Raw genomic sequence first — 17021 nt, 5'->3', positions numbered from 1 at the left:
CTAGGTCGCCTCGGTCACCTGGATGCCCTCCAGGACCATGGCGAGGTACTGCTTGGCGATGTCGTCGGCGGACAGCCGCCCGCCCGTCCTGTACCAGCCGGCGGCCACCCACACCGTGTCCCGGACGAACCGGTAGATCAGGCCCCGGTCGAGGTCGGCGCGGAAGGCGCCCTCGGCGACCCCGCGTTCGAGCAGGGCCGTCCACATCGACTCGAAGCGGCGGTGCGAGTCGAGCAGGTAGGCGAAGCGCTCGCCGGCCGCCAGGTGCTTGGACTCGTTCTGGTAGATCACCACGGCCGGGCGGTGCCGGTCGATGCAGCGGAACGACTCCACGACGATGGCCTCCATCGTCTCCCGCGCGCCCAGACCGGCCTGCAGGACGCGGTCGTAGGCGGCCCACATCTCGTCCAGGAACGTGGACAGGATCTCGTCGGCCATCGACTCCTTGGAGTCGAAGTGGTAGTAGAGGCTGCCGCCCAGGATCCCGGCGGCGTCGGCCACCTTCCGGATCGTGGTCGCGGCGTACCCCTGGGAGGCGAACACCTCCGCCGCCGTGGCGAGCAGTTCGGCCCGCCGCTCCGCGCGCGCGGCGGCGGTGCCCTCGGTGTCACGCCGGCGTGGACTCATGTGGCTGGTTTCCTTCGGACGCTCTAGGGATGCTGGCTCGAGACGGACACGACCTCGCCCGTCATGTACGACGAGTAGTCGCTGGCCAGGAAGACTATGACGTTCGCGACCTCCCAGGGCTCGGCGTAGCGCCCGAACGCCTCCCGTGCCGTCAGCTCCTCCAGCAGCTCCTGCGAGGTCACCTTGACCAGATGCGGGTGCATGGCCAGCGACGGCGACACCGCGTTGATCCGCACCCCGTGCTCGGCGGCCTCCAGCGCGGCGCAGCGGGTGAGGGCCATGACCCCGGCCTTGGCGGCGGCGTAGTGCGACTGGCCCTTCTGCGCCCGCCAGCCGACCACAGAGGCGTTGTTGACGATGACGCCGCCGGAGTGCTGGCCGCGCATGATCTGGAGCACGGCGCGGGTGCAGCGCATCGTGCCGTTGAGGGTGACGTCCAGGACCTTGCCCCACTCGCCGTCGGTCATGTCGGCCAGCTCGGCGGTGCCGCCCAGGCCCGCGTTGTTGACGGCGACGTCGATCCGGCCGTGGCGCTCCACGGCCAGCGCGTACAGCGCCCGGACCTGTTCCTCCGAGGTGACGTCGCAGGGCAGCGCCGCGACCCTGTCCTCGCCGAACTCCTTGGCCAGCTCGGCGCGGGTGCTCTCCAGCCGCCGCTCGTGCGCGTCGGACACCACCACGCGGGCGCCCTCCTCCAGGCACCGCCGCGCGGTCGCGCCGCCGATCCCGGCCCCGGCCGCGGCGGTGATCACCACGACCCGGTCGCGAAGCAGGTCGTGCGGGGCGGGGGGCATCGTCATGGGCGTGTCTCCCTGGGGAGGCCGAGCACCCGCTCGGCGATGATGTTGCGCTGGATCTCGTTGGAACCCGCGTAGATCGTGTCGGCGCGGGAGAACAGGAACAGCCGCTGCCAGTCGTCCAGGTCGTAGGGCTCGCCCTGCGCGACCAGCCCGGCGGCGCCCAGCACGTCCATGGCGAGCTCCCCCAGCTCGCGGTGCCAGGTGCCCCAGACCAGCTTGGAGATCGACGACTCGGGGCCGGGCGCGCCCGCGGCCACCCCCGCCATGGTGCGGGTCGCGTTCAGCCGCATGATCTCCAGGCCCATCCAGGCCCTGACCAGCCGGTCGCGCAGCAGCGGGTCGGCGGCGGCGCCCGTGCGGCGAGCCAGCTCGATCACGCCCTCCAGCTCGCGGCGGAACCCGACCTGCTGGCCCAGGGTGGCGACGCCGCGCTCGAAGCCCAGCGTGGCCATCGCGATCCGCCAGCCGTCCCCGGGCTCGCCGACGACGCAGGACGCGTCGGTGCGGGCGCCGTCGAAGAACACCTCGTTGAACTCCGAGGTCCCGGTCGGCTGCACGATCGGGCGGATCTCCACGCCGTCCTGCCGCATCGGGACCAGCAGGTACGACAGGCCGCGGTGGCGCTCGGAACCGGGCTCGGTGCGGCACAGCACGAAGCACCAGTCGGACTCCAGGGCCAGCGACGTCCAGACCTTCTGGCCGGTGATCCGCCAGCCGTCCCCGTCCCGCTCCGCGCGGGTCTGCACGCCGGCCAGGTCGGACCCGGCGCCCGGCTCGGAGTAGCCCTGGCACCACAGCTCCCGCACGGCCACGATCGGCGGCAGGAAGCGCTCGCGCTGCTCGTCCGTGCCGAAGGCGATCACGGTCGGGCCGAGCAGGTTCTCACCGATGTGGCCCACCCGGGCGGGGGCTCCGGCCAGCGCGTACTCCTCGTTGAAGATCACCTGCTGGCGGAGGCTCGCGCCGCGCCCCCCGTGCTCCTTCGGCCAGCCCACGCAGGTCCAGCCGGCGGCGGCCATGTGCCGCTCCCAGGCCAGCCGGGTCTCGAACGCCTCGTGCTCGCGGCCGGGGCCGCCCAGCCCGCGGGCGTGCGCGTAGTCGCCCGACAGGTGGGTCTCCAGCCACGCGCGGACCTCGGCCCGGAAGGCCCGGTCCGCGGGCGTCTCGTTGCGCTGCACGCGCGCAGCCTATCAAACGGTTGTTAGAAAGAATCACTCGATCCGGACCGCGAACAGCGTCGTGTCGTCGGCCGCCCGGTCATGCCCCATCCGCGCCAGCACCCGGTCCAGCACCGGCTCCGGGCTGCTCGACCGGTCCCGGAGGATCTCCATCAGCCGGGCGATCTGCTCGTCCAGATCCACGTCCCGCCGCTCCACCAGCCCGTCGGTGTACAGGAACACCAGATCACCGGGCTCCACCCGCGTCGTGACCGTCGGATACCCCAGGGACGGCACCGCCCCCAGCATCGGCCCCGGATCCACCTCCAGCTGCCAGGCCCGCCCGTCCCGCACCAGGATCGGCGGGAGATGCCCCGCACAGCTCCACTGCATCTCCCGGGCGCGCGGATCGTACCGGGCGATCAGCGCCGTCCCCGTCGCCGCCGGCTCCGGCTCCATCTGGCCCACCATCTCGTTCAGCCAGCCCATCAGCCGCCCCGGCGGCTGATTCGTGTAGGCCAGGCCCATCAGCCCGTTGCGGGTCCGCGCCATCGCCGCCGCCGCCGGAAGCCCGTGCCCCGCCGCGTCACCGATCGCGAACAGCGACCGGCCGTCCGGCAGCGGACGGGTCGCGAACCAGTCCCCGCCGATCCGCGCCGCGCTCTCCGCCGCCAGGCTCCGGATCGCGACCCGCAACCCCGGCAGCGGCATCACCTCGTCCGAATCGGGCAGGATCGCCCGCCGCAGCGTCACCGCCACCCGCCGCTCCTGCGCGGTCCGCGCCTGCTGCCGCAGCATCTCCCGCCGCGTCTCCGCCAGCGCCCGCTCGATCCCCCGCCGCCGGGTGATGTCCTGCGACACGATGTTGACCGACACCGGACGGCCCGCCCTGTCCAGCACCGGCTCGGCGAAGATCCACAGATGCCGGTACTCGCCGTCCGGCGTCATCACCCGATGCTCCATCTCCACCGGGGCGCGGCGGCTCAGCATCGTCTGGACCCGCTCCTCGACCAGCGGGCGGTCCTCGTCCACCACCAGCTTGGTCAGCTCGTCCAGCATGGGCGCCGTATGCACCGGATCCAGCCCGAAGTTGTGGGCCATCTGCTCCGACCACTCCAGCTCGTCGGTCGCCAGATCCCACTCCCCGAACCCCATCAGCGCCAGCCGCCCCACCCGCTCCAGCCTGCGCCGCATCCGCTCCTCGTCGTCGTGGTAGCGCCAGCTCACGCAGATGCCCGTCGGGACCTGGACGCAGTGCACCGACATCCGCGACGTGCGCGTCACGCCCTCCTGGGCCGTCGAGAACTCGAACGGGCCCCGCTTGAACACCTTCCCCGTCTCCAGCGTCTCCACGTACGAGGTGAACAGCCCCAGCAGGGCCGACCCCGGATCCATGCGAAGCAACCGCTTGCCCATGAGCTCCGCGACCCCGCGGCCGAACAGGTCCTTGGTGAACTCGTTGGCCCCCGCGTACAGGAAGTCCAGCACCGTGCCCTCGACCCCGCGCACCGGCACCAGGTGCACGGCCGCGTCGATGGACGCGTCCAGCACCGCCCGCGCCGCCGGATCGTCCTCCACCTCTGCCAGCCGCCCCTCGTCAGCGGCCAGATCCGCCTCCGCGGCCCGTCCCGCCTCCACCAGCGGCATCACCGTCGGCGGCGGCAGGGGCTCGCCCTCGCCCCCCTCCCTGCGGGCCCCGATGACCAGGGCCGCGGCCTCCTCCATTTCCAGGTCCAGGTCGCGCGCCAGCCAGATCAGCTGCTGCAGCGCCTCACCCGGCTGGACCCCCAGTCTGGCGGCGAGCACCACCCGAGCCTCGGCGATGACCGCCCGGCCCCGCGCGGCGCCCCGTAGATCCGCCAACTCCGGTATGAGCGGCGTACTCTCCGCTTCTCCCACCCCGAAGCCCCCGTTCGACGCGATACGGCGTTACGAGAGAAGAACCGTACATAAGGCTATGAGGAGCCCTATTCATAACCTTCGTCCCTGAGCGCGTATTTTGCCGCTCACTGACCGTGTTGGCGCCGCCGCTTTACGAATCCGCCGCCCGATAGACCTGCTTGGTCAGCGTCGTGACCCGCTGGGCCGCCACCTGGAACGACGAACCGGCCGGATGCAGCGTCAGCACCACCACGATCCGGTGGCCCACGACCCCCGTCGTGTGCAGAACGGGCCGCCCCAGCCCCAGATCCGGCGCCGCCGCGGGCCTGACCAGCCCCGCCTTGCACGGCACCGCGGGCACGTCCCCGAACCCCGACCACCCCTGCTTGACCGCCCACGGCCGCGGCAGCGCCCGCGGTATCCCGAAGTACTGGTCGTACTTGTCGAGCCCGCACGGGGTCGCCTTCCGCAACTCCCCCATGATCAGCTCCCGATGCGCCGCGGGCGCCTTCTCCAACAGGAACCGGTACGTCCTGGCCACGTCCATGGCGCTCAGCGCCGTGTACCCCCAGAACCCCGGCTTGTCCGCCGGCGGCGGCCGCGTGTCGCGCAACCCGATCACCCTCGCGGACCGCTCGATGATCGCGCCCTTGCCGCCCCGGGCCCAGAACCGCGTCGCCGCCCCGTCGTCACTCGACCTGAGCATCGGCCGCAACATCGCCAGGTCCCCCGCGGGCACCTCGGTCTTCCCCCGCAGATAGTCCAGCGCAATAAGGATCTTCACCACCGACGCCGACCGGAACGTCCGCCGCGCCCCCTCGTGCAGCAGAACCTTCCCGCTCTCCCGGTCGTAGACCACGTACCCGGCCCGCACCCCCGCCGGCACCGTGACATGCGGCTTCTTCCGAGCCACCGAGGGCCGCTCCGCCGCCGTGCTCACCGGCCGCGCCGCCGGAGTCTTCCCATCCGCACCACAACCACCCAACACCAGCACCCCGGCGACGACCAGCCCCGCACGCCCCACCAACGAGATCACCCGGCCATGCCTACCAGATCGGCCCCACCGCAACCGAGTACGCACCCACGCCCAGACTGCGCTACAGTAATCACGCCCGCTCAACCGGGCACCGGGACGTAGCGCAGTTTGGCAGCGCACTTGACTGGGGGTCAAGGGGTCGTGGGTTCAAATCCCGCCGTCCCGACAGAGTTAACGCAGGTCAGGGCCCTAGTTCTCACTTGTGAGACGGGGCCCTTTTCGCGTCCTAAGGCCGTTCGTTCGTCTCACAATCTCTCACACGCCTAGCTGATCTTGTAAATCTGGCCCAGCGCCTCGGCGCCGGTCTTCAGGTCCTCATCGTTCGCGTGGACGTAGGTCTTCTGCGTGAACGCCGAGTCGAAGTGCCCCGCCCATTTGGAGATCACGGAGATGGGCACGCCCGCCTTCTCCATGAGGCTCAGCGTCGTGTGCCGCGAGTCGTGAAGCGCGATCCGCTTCAGGCCCGCCCGCTTCAGCAGCCGGCCAAACTCATCGGAGTACCACTCCGGGTGAACCGGCATCCCCAACTCGTCCGTCACGAGGTACTGGCCACCCTCGTACCACTCCAGGGCGGCCACGCCGTCCCGGTACGCCTGGCCAGCTTCCTCGCTCTCGGCCAGCTGTGCCTTACGCAGGCGCTCCAGCGCCTCGGCCAGCGCGTCGTCGAGCGGCAGTTCCCGCAAGCCGTTCCGCGACTTCGGCGGCTCGATGATGACCTTGGACTCGCACATCACGCGTGTCTGCTCAACCTTCAGCGTCCGCGCCTTCAGGTCGACGTCCTCCCACCGCAGGCCGAGCACCTCGCCCCGGCGCAGACCGTACAGCGACAGGCGCCAGGCGACCTCCAGCCGGATCCCAGCGATCGCACGGAGGAAGGTGTGCACCTCGGCCTTGGTCCACGTCTCCCGCTCGGCCTGCTGGTAGCTGACGTTCTCGACCAGCGCCACGACGTTCCGCACGAGCTTGCCCTCACGTACGGGCAGCTCGAACGCCGCGCGCAGGCGGCCGAGGGTGAGGTTCACCAACCGGCCCGACAAGCCCGTCCCGGGCTTCCCGCCGCGCTTGCGGCCCTCGGTGAGCATGTAGTCCACCAGGTCCTCGATGTCGTCCTTGCTCACGCTCTGGGCGGGGCGGGCGCCGAGCTGCTCGCGCACGCAGCGGAACGCGTGCCCGTAGTTGGCCTTGGTGTTGCGGCGCTTCCCACGCGTGGCACCCTTCAGGTACGAGTCAATGACCTGGTTGACCGTGACCTTGGACGGCGCGACGTACGTACCCTCGCCGGTCTGGTGGCGGATCTTGTTGAGTTCCTTCTCCGCGTCCTTCTTCAGGTCGAACGTGAAGGTCTTCTGCCTGCGCTTGCCCGTCTTCGGGTCCGGGCCGATGTCGACCACGAAGCGGTACCGCTTCCGGCCGGTTTTCAGCATGATCGTCTTGATCGGGTCTCCTGCCATCTACTCCTCTTCCGCCTGGGGGGTGGGTCGCGGCGTACCGGCGGCAGAACGCCACGGCGGCGCGCCTCTTTGACCCATTGGTGCACGGTGGTGACCGGCACGTTGTTGGCCGTGGCCAGCTTGGCCGCGGGGCGGCTGCCTCGCTCGGTCAGCCACAGGAAGCGTTCGGCGACCTGCTCGTAGAACTTTCTTGCGCCCGCTCGGCACCTGCAACGTGCGGGACAGTTCAGGCTCTCTCTCGTCCGCAGGCGGGCGTTGGGCCCACGCGTTGAGCACGCTCTGCGCTCGGGTTTGCTCATCGAAGTTGACGAACGGGTGATCGCCCTTCCCTGGGCGCTGCGGGAGGCTTGAGACACGGCGGTTCACGGCTGCTTCGATTCGCGCGAATGGCAGGTTCCGGACCAGGACCGCAGTGACCGCACCCGTCCCCCTGACCAGGGTCTCGCGGACCACCAAGGGGGAACTGCGGGCCGGGCTGGGTTCCGACTTCGACGAGCAATTCACCAACGGCGGCGATCATCGCTCCTTCGTCGGTGCAATGGCGCGGGGCGGTACGCGCACGGCAAGTCCGGCGGCGGCGCCGGCGTTCGCCCGCCAACTCTCAGGTCTGCTGCACCGCCTGGTCCGCGTCCAGGAGGGCCGTGACACCGAGCCTTCCGCCTGCGTGATCGACGCCCAGCATCAAGACCTCCACCAACGTCCCGGCCGCCGACCAGGGCATCGACGCCGCCAAGAAGATCGCCGGCCGCAAACGCAGCACCGTGGTCGACACCGCCGGGCTGATCCTGGCCGTGCTGGTCACCCGACCCGGGCACCGTGACGGGCGAGCGCGCGGGCAGTCTCGCACCCCAGGCCGCTGTTCGTACCGGTGACGACGAACGTGCGCCCGCTCTGGTCTGGGATGTCCCTGCTGCTCCAGCGCCCCATGGCGACTCGTTCCGACGATCGTGCGCACTGCCGGACGTGTACTAAGTACATATTTACTTATTATCCCCGCCTTCGCCTGGAGCGATGGGCAGCCCGCTCAGAACGCCGTGTCGGGGGTTCGCATCAGGTCGAGTGTGGTGGCCTCGACGGTGATCCTTTCGGCGGTGAGGTGCGGTAGCACGGTGATGGCGAAGAACCGGGCGGCTGTGATCTTTCCTGTGTAGAAGTCGTGGTCGGCCGACGTGAGGCCGTCACCGGCGAGCCTGGTCAGGGCGATATCGGCCTGACGGCAGAGAAGCCAGCCGATGACGAGTTCGCCGAGCGCGTACAGAAGGCGGGTGGTGTTGAGTCCGGCCTTGTAGATCTCCTCCGGGTCGTCGGCGGCAGCGGACGTCCAGCCGGTCATGACGTCGACCATCGCCGAGACGTCCTTGAGCGCTCCGCCGAGCAGTCGGCGTTCGTTGCGCAGGGGGTCGTCCGCGCCGCCGCTGTCGGTGAAGTCTCTGATCAGGCCGGCCAGCTGCCGCCATGTCCCGCCCTGGTCTCGGACGATTTTGCGGAAGAACAGGTCCAGGCCCTGGATCGCCGTCGTCCCCTCGTACAACGTGTCGATCTTGGAGTCGCGGACGTACTGTTCCAGCGGGTAGTCCTTGAGGAAGCCGGATCCACCGAGGGTCTGCAGCGACTCGGCGCCCAGCAGGGCGTAGGCGCGCTCGGAGGAGAAGCCCTTCACCAGCGGGAGCACCAGCTCGTTGAGGCGTTCCGCCGTGTCGTCCCGCCCGCCGGACTGCTCGGCGACCCGAGCGGCGTCGCGGTAGGACGCGGCCAGCAGGTACAGGGCGCGCAGACCCTCGGCGTAGGCCTTCTGAGTCATCAGGCTGCGGCGCACGTCGGGGTGCCGGAAGATCGCGACCCGCGGCGCGGTGGCGTCGCCCATGCGAGTGAGGTCGGGGCCCTGGATGCGTTCCGAGGCGAAGTCGCGTGCGCTGAGGTAGCCGGTCGACAGTGTGCCCGCCGCCTTGACGCCCACCGTCATTCGGGCACCTTCGATGACCATGAACATCTGCTTGATGCCCTCGTGCACATCGCCGACGAGGTAGCCGACGGCCGGGTGCTTGGCGCCGAATGTCAGTTCGCAGGTCGTCGAGGAGGTCAGACCCATCTTCTTCTCGAGGTTGGTGACGTAGACCCCGTTGCGTTCTCCCAGCTCGCCGGTCTCGAGGTCGACCAGGTACTTGGGAACGAGGAACATCGACAGCCCCCTGCTGCCCGGTCCGGCTCCCAGAGGCCGGGCCAGCACAAGATGGAAGATGTTTTCCGACAGGTCGTGATCGGCCCCGGTGATGAAGCGTTTGACGCCTTGGATGTGCCAGGTGCCGTCGCGCTGCTCGATGGCCCTGGTCCGGCCCGCGCCCACGTCGGATCCGGCGTCGGCCTCGGTCAGGACCATGGTCGCCATCCATCGGCGTTCCAGCGCCAGGTCGGCGAAGCGCTTCTGTTCCGGCGTGCCGATCTGCCACAGGATCTGGGCGAACGTCGGCCCGGTCACCATGAGGTAGGTGCTGGGATTGGCCGCCATGGCCAGTTCCCCCACCGCCCAGGCCAGGCTGGACGGGGCGGACTGGCCGCCGAAGCCGGGATCGAGGAACAGGCGGTAGAACTCCGAGTCCATCCACGCGTGGAACGACTTCTTGATCCCACCTGCCATGGTCACCGCCCCGGTCTTCGCGTCGAAGACCGGCGCGACGCGGTCTCCCTCGGAGAAGGAGTCCGCGAGGACGCCGGTGGCCAGCCTGTCCACCTCGGCCAGCAGGCTGCGCGCGGTGTCCTCGTCGAGGTCCGCGAACGGCGCCTTGCCCAGCAGTTCCCTCAGCCCGAGCACCTCGAAGAGATTGAACTCCAGGTCACGGAGATTGCTCCTGTAATGGCCCACGGGGGTCGTCCTCTCAGGCGGTGGTCACACGGAAGCAGGGCAGTTCAGGAGACGACTCCCCCTCCAGCCGGGCGATCTCCAGATGAACGCGATCTCCGATGCGCACCGGCGCGTCACCGATGACCCGCGACAGCATGCGGGGGCCCTCATCGAGATCGATCAGCGCGATCGTGTACGGGACCTGCGCGGAGAACCCTCCGGCGACGCGGTGCGCCACGGTGTAGGAGTAGACCGTCCCCTTGCCCGAGGCCGTCCGCCAGCTCAGCCGGTCGCAGTGGCAGTGCGGGCAGATCGCCCGCGGATAGAACACTGACCGCAGGCACTCGTCGCATCGCTGCAGCCGCAGTTCCCCTGCGGCGATGCCGTCCCAGAACGGCCGGGTCTCCGGGGTCGACGCGATCTCGGGCATCAGAACCTTCCCAGGACGACGGTGGAGGTGGTGGAGAGCATGCCGCCGGTGCCGTGGACCAGGGCCAGTTCCGCCCCGGGCACCTGCCTGCCGGGCTCTTCCGCGTAGTCGCCGCGCAACTGCCGGGTCGCCTCGATCAGCAGGAAGATCCCGTACATGCCGGGGTGGGTGTAGGACAGGCCGCCGCCGTCGGTGTTCATGGGCAGCGCGCCGCCCGGGGCGGTGCACCCGCCTGCCAGGAGATCGGCGGCCTCGCCCGGCTTGCAGAAGCCGAGGGACTCGAGAGTGAGGAGCACGGTGATGGTGAACGAGTCGTAGATCTCCAGCAGGTCGATCGCGTCGTGACTGACGCCGGCCATCCGCATCGCGGCGAGGCCGGACCGGGCCGCGGCGGTGACAGTCAGGTCGGGCATGCCGGCGATCGAACAGTGGGTGACGGCGTCGCCGTGGCCGAGAATCTCGACCGGGTGCGTGGCGACGTGGGGCCAGCGGTCCTGGGCCGCCACCACGACCGCGCCTCCCCCGTCGGTGAACAGGCAGCAGTCCAGCTTGCGCAGCGGCTCGCAGATCATCGGCGACGCCATGACGTCCTGCACAGTGATCGGCTCACGGTTGGGGGCCTTGGGATTGAGGGCGGCCCATCTGCGGGCGCTCACCGCGACCTCGGCCATCTGCTCACTGGTCACGCCGTACCGGTGGAGGTAGCGGGCGGCGGCGAGCCCGTAGGCGGCGATCGGGAGCGGAACCCCGAACGGTGCCTCGAACTGAGCCGCCATCACGTCGGTGATGTCGGCGGTGCCGTTGCCGACGGGGTCGGTCCGCTGCGTGCTGCCATAGGTGATCAGCGCGACGTCGATGACCCCGGCCTCGATCGCCGCGGCGGCGTGGCCGACGTGCGCCTCGAATGAGGACCCGCCGATGTTGGAGCCGTCGAGGTAGCCGGGCCGGATGCCGAGATACTCGGCCAGCGTCGCCGACGGGCTCCACGACCAGCGGCCCGCCGTGAACAGGGCGTCGACGTCGGAGAAGCTCAGCCCTGCCTCGGCCAGCGCCGCCTTGGCCGCACTGGCCTGGTGCGACATAACGCTCAGGTGCGGCGTCCTGCCGACCTCGGATTCGGCGACACCGACGATCGCCGCGCGCCTCTTGCTAGCCACGAACGGCTCCCTTCCGGTCGGTGCGCCCGGCCGGCGCGTGGCCGGTCATGTCCGCGTTCGGTCGGGCCTTGTCCACCAGGGCCGGGATGGCCACGTCCAGTTCCTCGTAGCCCCACAGCGCCCTGTTGTCGGCGACGGGACCGGCATGCCAGCCCTCGGCGACGCTGATCTGGCCGCCCATCACGTTGAAGATCCGCCCGGTGATGCCCCGTGCGGCCGGCCCCGCGAGCCACACGACCAGCGGCGGGACGTTCTCAGGGGCCCGCGGGTCGAACCCGTCGGGGCCCGCGCCGGGGTCGGCCATGATCCCTTCGGTCATCCGGGTCAGCGCGCCCGGGGCGATGGCGTTGACCGTGATGCCGTAACGCTCCAGTTCCATGGCGGCGATCAGGGTCAGCCCGGCGATGCCCGCCTTGGCGGCGCCATAGTTGGACTGGCCGGGGTTGCCGTAGATACCGGAGGAGGATGTGGTGTTGATGACGCGTGCGTCGACCTCTCGGCCCGCCTTCGCCCCATCCCGCCAGTAGGCGGCGGCGTGGCGCAGCGGGGCGAACGTGCCGCGCAGGTGCACCCTGACCACTGAGTCCCACTCCTGCACCGTCATGTTGACCAGCATCCGGTCACGCAGGATGCCGGCGTTGTTCACTAGCACGTGCAGGTCACCGAAACGGTCGATCGCCGACTCGACCAGCCTGCGCGCGCCGTCGAAGTCGGCGACGTCCTCACCGTTGGCGATGGCCTGCCCGCCCGCCGCGCGGATCCGCTCGACCACCTCGCCCGCGGGGCCGCTGGACGAACCGCTGCCGTCGACGTCCGCGCCGAGGTCGTTGACCACGACCTTGGCGCCCTGGCGGGCGAATTCGATGGCGTGGGCGCGGCCGATGCCGCGCGCGGCACCGGTGACGATGACAACACGTCCTTCCACCACTCCGCTCATTCGGACCTTCCTTCCTGTCGGGGGTACATGTCGTCGATCTGTGCCGCGTAGCGCTCGGTGACGGCGCTGCGGCGGACCTTCAGGGTGGGTGTGAGCTCACCGGTCCGCGTGGTCCACGGCGCGGCCAGGACGCGGAACGCCTTGACCTGCTCGACCCTGCTCAGCTCCGTGTTGGCGGCGGCGACCAGCCGGTCGATCTCGGCGAGCACGACGGGATGCGCCGCCAGCTCGGCCAGGTCGGCGGTGCCGACGTCGTGTGCCCTGGCCCAGTCGGGTGCGGTCTGCTCATCGAGCGTCAGCAGCGCGGTCACGTACTTGCGCCGGTCTCCGACCACCAGGGCGTGCCCGATCAGGGGATGTGTCCGCAGCGGCGCCTCGATCTTGGCCGGGGCGATGTTCTTGCCTCCGGAGGTGATCAGGATGTCTTTCTTGCGGCCGGTGATGTACAGCAGGCCGTCATCGTCGACGCGGCCGAGGTCTCCTGTGGCGAGCCAGCCGTCGGTATCGGTGTCGGGCTCAACGGTCCCGTCGGCGCGCAGGTAGCCGAGGAATACCACGGGGCCGCGCACGCGGATCTCACCGTCGTCGGCGATGCGTACCTCCGTTCCGGGAATGGGTGCGCCGACGGCGCCGGTGGCGAAGCGGTCCGGCGTGCTCAAGGAGACCACTCCGGAGGTCTCGCTGAGCCCGTACAGTTCCAGGACGGGCAGGCCGACGCTCGCGAGGAACTCCAGCACCTTGGTCGGGATGGGTGCGGCGCCGACGGTCAGACGGCGGGCGTTCTCCAGGCCGACCGCGGCCCTCAGCGCACGCAGGCGGGAGACGTCGAGTTCGGCGAGGCGAGCGGACTCCTCGGGAGGGATCTGTTGCCGGGCGGCCCGCCGCCGGTGGACGTCGAGGCAGAACCGCCGGGCCTCGTCCACCGCGACACGCTCGGTTGCCGGAAGGCCGTCGAGCGTGCTCCGCAGGGCGGCGGCGAGCTTCTCCCAGGTGCGGGGCACGGCTCCGAAGGTGTCGGGACGCACGATGCGCAGCGCGGTCGGCAGTTCGGCAGGGTCGGGGCACATGACCGCCTGGCCGGCGGTCAGCAACGGGAGGTAGATGCCGAAGAGCCGCTCCGCGATGTGGGCCAGCGGAAGGTAGGAGATCGACCGTGGCTGCTCGGGAACCGGGCTACTCGCGTGCAGGGCCGCCGACGCCTCCAGGACGTTCCGGTGGCTCAGGACCACGCCCTTGGCCGCGCCCGTGGTGCCCGAGGTGTAGATCATGCACAGCGGATCGTCCGGCCGAACCGCCTCCTCCAGGACTGCGGCACTCTCCGGATCGGCGACGCCGCGCCCGTGGACCTCGGTGTAACCGACGAACCGGTCGTCGTCGGGGACGGCGGTCGGGTCCACGACGACGACGCTGACCGACCGTGGCAGCTCGTCGAGGACGGGCATCCACCGGGTCACTTGTTCGGCGCCTTCGAGGACGATCACGTGGGCGGCGCTGTGCCGGGCGGCGTGACGGATGTCGGCGGTGCTGAGCGTGTCATAGGCGGAGCAGGAGATGGCGCCGAGGTGGGCCGCCGCGAGATCGGCCACCCAGTGCTCCGGCCGTTTGCTCATCATGATCAGCATCCGGTCGCCCCGGCGCAGGCCGAGCGCCCGGAGACCGAGGGCGAACGCGGCCACGTCGTCGCGCAGCCTCGCCCAGGTCACCGTGTGCGTGCCCGGTCCGACGCCGGTGGTCAGCGCCGTTGACTCACCGAAGTGGCGGGCGTTGTAGTGCAGCAGGGCCGGAACGGTCCGTTCACAGCCGTCGGGCAGAGGGCTCACAGGGGCCTCCTCGCATACGGGAGACGATCGGCCGCGACGCGCGGTCTGCGGGATCGGAGTGCTGCCCGGAGTGCCGTGGGCACACCGGGGCCCGGCATCGCCTCTCTCCACCCCGCCGCCGTGGCGAATTCAGGGGATCAGCAGTTTTCGAGGAGGCCGACGAATGAGCCGGACGCAGCTCCCGGGTCCGTACCGAATGGACACTGCCGCGACGCCGGTCGATTTTCGCACGGCCCCGGGGAACTCGATCGGAGTTTGTCCCCGGGGAACAACGAATGTCAAGTGCCGGCTTCGGCCGATTCCGCGCCGGGCCAGCGGTGGCATTCGGCCGACACCTCGTCGAGAAGGCTTATCAGTGCGTGCAGTACGGGATTGTCGTCGCCCTCCCGCCAGGCGAGGGCGAGCGGCAGGGCGGGCATGTCGCTGACCGGGACCAGCACGACGCCGGGGACCTTCAGGTGACTCGCGGACATCGGCACGAAGCCGATGCCGGCGCCCACCGCGGCCAGCAGCATGATCGTGTGGGTGTCGGGGGCCTCCTGCACGATGTTCGGGCTGAACCCCTGAGCGAGGAAGGCGCTGTGCAGCAGGGTCACCGTGCCCGAAGCCCGCTTGCTCGGATAGCTGATCACGGGTTCCCCGCGCAGTTCGGCCAGGCGGACCCGGTCACGGTGCGCCAGGGGGTGGCCGACCGGGAGGACCGCACCGAACGGGTGCTCGGTGATCTTGCGGACCACGATTCCCGACCCGGGGACCGGCAGCCTGATCAGGCACGCGTCGATCTCGTCCCGATCGAGCCGCTCGATCAACTCTCCGGCGAAGGCCGGCCCCGTGATCTCCAGCCTGACGTTGGGCCTGTGCCGACCGAACTTGCCCGCCATCAGGACGAGCACCTCGTAGAACGTCGGCCCGCTGACTCCCAGCCGCAGCACCCCGGTGTCTCCCCCAGCGGCCAGCCGCGCCGTGCGCACCGCTGCCTGAGCGGCCTCGACACACCGTCTGGCCTCGTCGAGGAAGGCCTGGCCGGCGGGGGTGAGGGTCACCTGCCGGGTCGTGCGGCGCAACAGTGTCACACCGACCTCGTGCTCCAGCCGCTTGATCTGCTGGGACAGCGGGGGCTGGGCCATGTGCAGCCGCTCGGCGGCCCGGCGGAAGTTCAGCTCCTCCGCGACGACGATGAAGGCGCGCAGGTGCCGGAGCTCCATCCTCGCACCTCCGTTCCCGCGATTATGTAGCCGGGACGTATCAATCCTACTCGCCTTTGGTGTTGGACTGTACGTGACCGGGGTCATAGCGTGGACATGCCCAAACCACCGACCGGGCGAATTCGCCTCCCCACGGCTCCGCGCGGAGCGGCCCGCCCGCAGAACGTCATCTTCACCGCTGGATTTTCTGTTCGGGAGAATCGCAGCACACAAATCTCAGCAACGAATGATGTCGTGCCCTGGCACGCATTCTTTTGGGGAACCGCGACGCCCCCGAATGCGGGCCACGTTCAATCCACCCCGACAGGCAAAGGAACGACACGACATGGCAGTGACGGAATCGGGTGCCGGAGAGGCCGTTCCGACGGCCGGCCCGGCCCCCGCCCAGATCCGGCGCGTGGCGCTGGGCTCCGCCGCGGGCACCGCGGTCGAATACTACGACTTCACCATCTACGGGCTGCTCTCGGTGGCGCTGGCCGCCCACTTCTTCAAGTCCACCGACCCGACCGCGGCCCTGCTGGCGACGTTCGCGGTGTTCGGGGTGGCGTTCGTGCTGCGGCCGCTGGGCGGCCTGATGTTCGGTCACCTCGGTGACAGGCTCGGGCGTCAGCGCGTCCTGACGGTGACGATCCTGATGATGACCTTCAGCACGTTCGTCATCGGCGTCCTGCCCACCTACTCCTCGATCGGCGTCCTGGCGCCGGTCCTGCTCCTGGCCGCGCGCGTGGTGCAGGGCCTGTCGGCGGGCGGCGAGGCCACCGGCGCGGGCGTCTATGTGGCCGAGAGCGCTCCGGCGAACCGCCGGGCCTTCTTCGTCAGCGGGATCTCCGGAGGCGCGCTGTTCGGCGCACTGGTCGCCTCGGCCCTCATCGTGGGCCTGCGGTACGCGCTGCCAGCGGACGCGATGGCCGAGTGGGGCTGGCGCATCCCCTTCCTGATCAGTCTGCCCATCGGGGTCGTCGGCTTCTGGATCCGCCGCCGCCTGGAGGAGTCCCCCCAGTTCATCGAGATGCGGAACGAAGGCCGGCTGGAGGGCGCCCCGGTCGTCGCGGCGGTGCGGGGCTTCAGCCGGCCGATCCTGGTGGCCGCGCTTCTGACGATGTTCCCGATGGCGGGCTACTACCTGATCTACATCTACATGCCCACGTACATGAACAAGGTCGCCGGGTTCGACGCCATGGTCGGATTCTGGTCCTCCACCGTCACTCTGGTGGTGGCCTGCGCGGCGACGCCGATGTTCGCGGCCCTGTCCGACCGGATCGGCCGTAAACCGATGTTCCTCGTCTCGAGCGTCGCGACGTGCGTCCTGATCATCCCCGCGCTGGTGGTGATGAACTCCGACAGTGTGCCGCGGGCGATCCTGGCCCATGTGCTGATCGCCCTGCCGCACGCGGCGGCGCAGTCGGTCCTGATGGTGACGCTCACCGAGCAGTTCCCGGCCGTGGTCCGCTACTCCGGGTTGGGGCTGGGGTACAACCTCTCGGCCGCGGCGGCCGGCGGCAGCGCCCCGTTCGTGGCGACGTGGCTGGTCGACCGGACCGGCAGCGTCACCTCACCCGCCTGGTTCGTGATCGCCCTGACGGTGCTCACCCTGGCCGCCGCCATCAGCCTGCGTGAGACCGCCGGCAAACAGCTCCAGGCAGCCTGATCTCATCCCACCCACGTGCAAGGAGTGACCACC

The 17021-nt window shown here is 70.1% G+C and carries 13 protein-coding genes, 1 tRNA gene and 1 pseudogene; 3 read left to right on the top strand and 12 right to left on the bottom strand.

Annotation, left to right across the window (positions count from 1 at the left end):
• From ACFPZN_RS35230 to ACFPZN_RS35210, 5 genes are all read right to left on the bottom strand, one after another.
• On the bottom strand, positions 1-627 hold the full coding sequence (locus ACFPZN_RS35230) for a TetR/AcrR family transcriptional regulator (protein WP_378286740.1): 627 nt from the start codon (positions 625-627) through the stop codon (positions 1-3).
• Between the two features lie 23 nt (positions 628-650).
• A complete protein-coding gene (locus ACFPZN_RS35225; protein ID WP_378286738.1) occupies positions 651-1427 on the bottom strand; it encodes an SDR family oxidoreductase in 777 nt (258 codons plus the stop codon).
• Entirely contained in the window at positions 1424-2605 is a 1182-nt protein-coding gene (locus tag ACFPZN_RS35220; RefSeq protein WP_378286736.1) for an acyl-CoA dehydrogenase family protein, read from the bottom strand. Before ACFPZN_RS35220 ends, ACFPZN_RS35225 begins: the two co-directional genes overlap by 4 nt.
• A 33-nt stretch (positions 2606-2638) precedes the next feature.
• A complete protein-coding gene (locus ACFPZN_RS35215) occupies positions 2639-4447 on the bottom strand; it encodes a PP2C family protein-serine/threonine phosphatase (RefSeq protein ID WP_378286734.1) in 1809 nt (602 codons plus the stop codon).
• 169 nt (positions 4448-4616) lie between these two features.
• Positions 4617-5378 (bottom strand): serine hydrolase, encoded by a 762-nt coding sequence (locus ACFPZN_RS35210; protein WP_378286732.1) that lies wholly within the window; start codon positions 5376-5378, stop codon positions 4617-4619.
• A gap of 215 nt (positions 5379-5593) precedes the next feature.
• Between ACFPZN_RS35210 and ACFPZN_RS35205 the strand changes: the two genes are divergently transcribed.
• Positions 5594-5667: transfer RNA gene (locus ACFPZN_RS35205), tRNA-Pro, on the top strand.
• 97 nt (positions 5668-5764) lie between these two features.
• Here the strand turns inward: ACFPZN_RS35205 and ACFPZN_RS35200 are convergent.
• Positions 5765-6952, bottom strand: coding sequence for a tyrosine-type recombinase/integrase (locus tag ACFPZN_RS35200; RefSeq protein ID WP_378286730.1), 1188 nt, complete (start codon positions 6950-6952; stop codon positions 5765-5767).
• A gap of 595 nt (positions 6953-7547) precedes the next feature.
• Between ACFPZN_RS35200 and ACFPZN_RS35195 the strand changes: the two are divergent.
• Positions 7548-7764: pseudogene (locus ACFPZN_RS35195) on the top strand (transposase); the annotation flags it as partial.
• A gap of 212 nt (positions 7765-7976) precedes the next feature.
• On the opposite strand, the gene ACFPZN_RS35190 reads toward ACFPZN_RS35195, so the two are convergent.
• The 6 genes from ACFPZN_RS35190 to ACFPZN_RS35165 all read right to left on the bottom strand — a co-directional run bounded on the left by ACFPZN_RS35190 (position 7977) and on the right by ACFPZN_RS35165 (position 15340).
• Positions 7977-9812 carry an acyl-CoA dehydrogenase gene (locus ACFPZN_RS35190; RefSeq protein ID WP_378286728.1) on the bottom strand — a complete coding sequence of 612 codons (1836 nt, stop codon included), beginning with the start codon at positions 9810-9812 and terminating at the stop codon, positions 7977-7979.
• A 13-nt stretch (positions 9813-9825) separates the two neighbouring features.
• Positions 9826-10221 carry a Zn-ribbon domain-containing OB-fold protein gene (locus ACFPZN_RS35185; protein WP_378286726.1) on the bottom strand — a complete coding sequence of 132 codons (396 nt, stop codon included), beginning with the start codon at positions 10219-10221 and terminating at the stop codon, positions 9826-9828.
• Positions 10221-11378: an acetyl-CoA acetyltransferase gene (locus ACFPZN_RS35180; RefSeq protein ID WP_378286724.1), complete on the bottom strand. Its 1158-nt coding sequence runs from the start codon at positions 11376-11378 to the stop codon at positions 10221-10223. Before ACFPZN_RS35180 ends, ACFPZN_RS35185 begins: the two co-directional genes overlap by 1 nt.
• Positions 11371-12315 (bottom strand): SDR family oxidoreductase, encoded by a 945-nt coding sequence (locus tag ACFPZN_RS35175; protein ID WP_378286722.1) that lies wholly within the window; start codon positions 12313-12315, stop codon positions 11371-11373. Before ACFPZN_RS35175 ends, ACFPZN_RS35180 begins: the two co-directional genes overlap by 8 nt.
• Positions 12312-14135 carry an AMP-dependent synthetase/ligase gene (locus tag ACFPZN_RS35170; protein WP_378286720.1) on the bottom strand — a complete coding sequence of 608 codons (1824 nt, stop codon included), beginning with the start codon at positions 14133-14135 and terminating at the stop codon, positions 12312-12314. Before ACFPZN_RS35170 ends, ACFPZN_RS35175 begins: the two co-directional genes overlap by 4 nt.
• Before the next feature lie 278 nt (positions 14136-14413).
• A complete protein-coding gene (locus ACFPZN_RS35165; protein WP_378286718.1) occupies positions 14414-15340 on the bottom strand; it encodes a LysR substrate-binding domain-containing protein in 927 nt (308 codons plus the stop codon).
• A 325-nt stretch (positions 15341-15665) separates the two neighbouring features.
• On the opposite strand from ACFPZN_RS35165, the gene ACFPZN_RS35160 reads away from it, so the two are divergent.
• Positions 15666-16988, top strand: coding sequence for an MFS transporter (locus ACFPZN_RS35160; RefSeq protein WP_378286716.1), 1323 nt, complete (start codon positions 15666-15668; stop codon positions 16986-16988).
• The last annotated feature ends 33 nt before the right edge of the window (positions 16989-17021 follow it).

The organism is Actinomadura rugatobispora (genome assembly GCF_042656285.1).
Classification (GTDB): domain Bacteria; phylum Actinomycetota; class Actinomycetes; order Streptosporangiales; family Streptosporangiaceae; genus Spirillospora; species Spirillospora rugatobispora.
The sequence above is the reverse complement of the archived record's forward strand: the minus strand, read 5'-3'. Positions and strand labels throughout refer to the sequence as shown.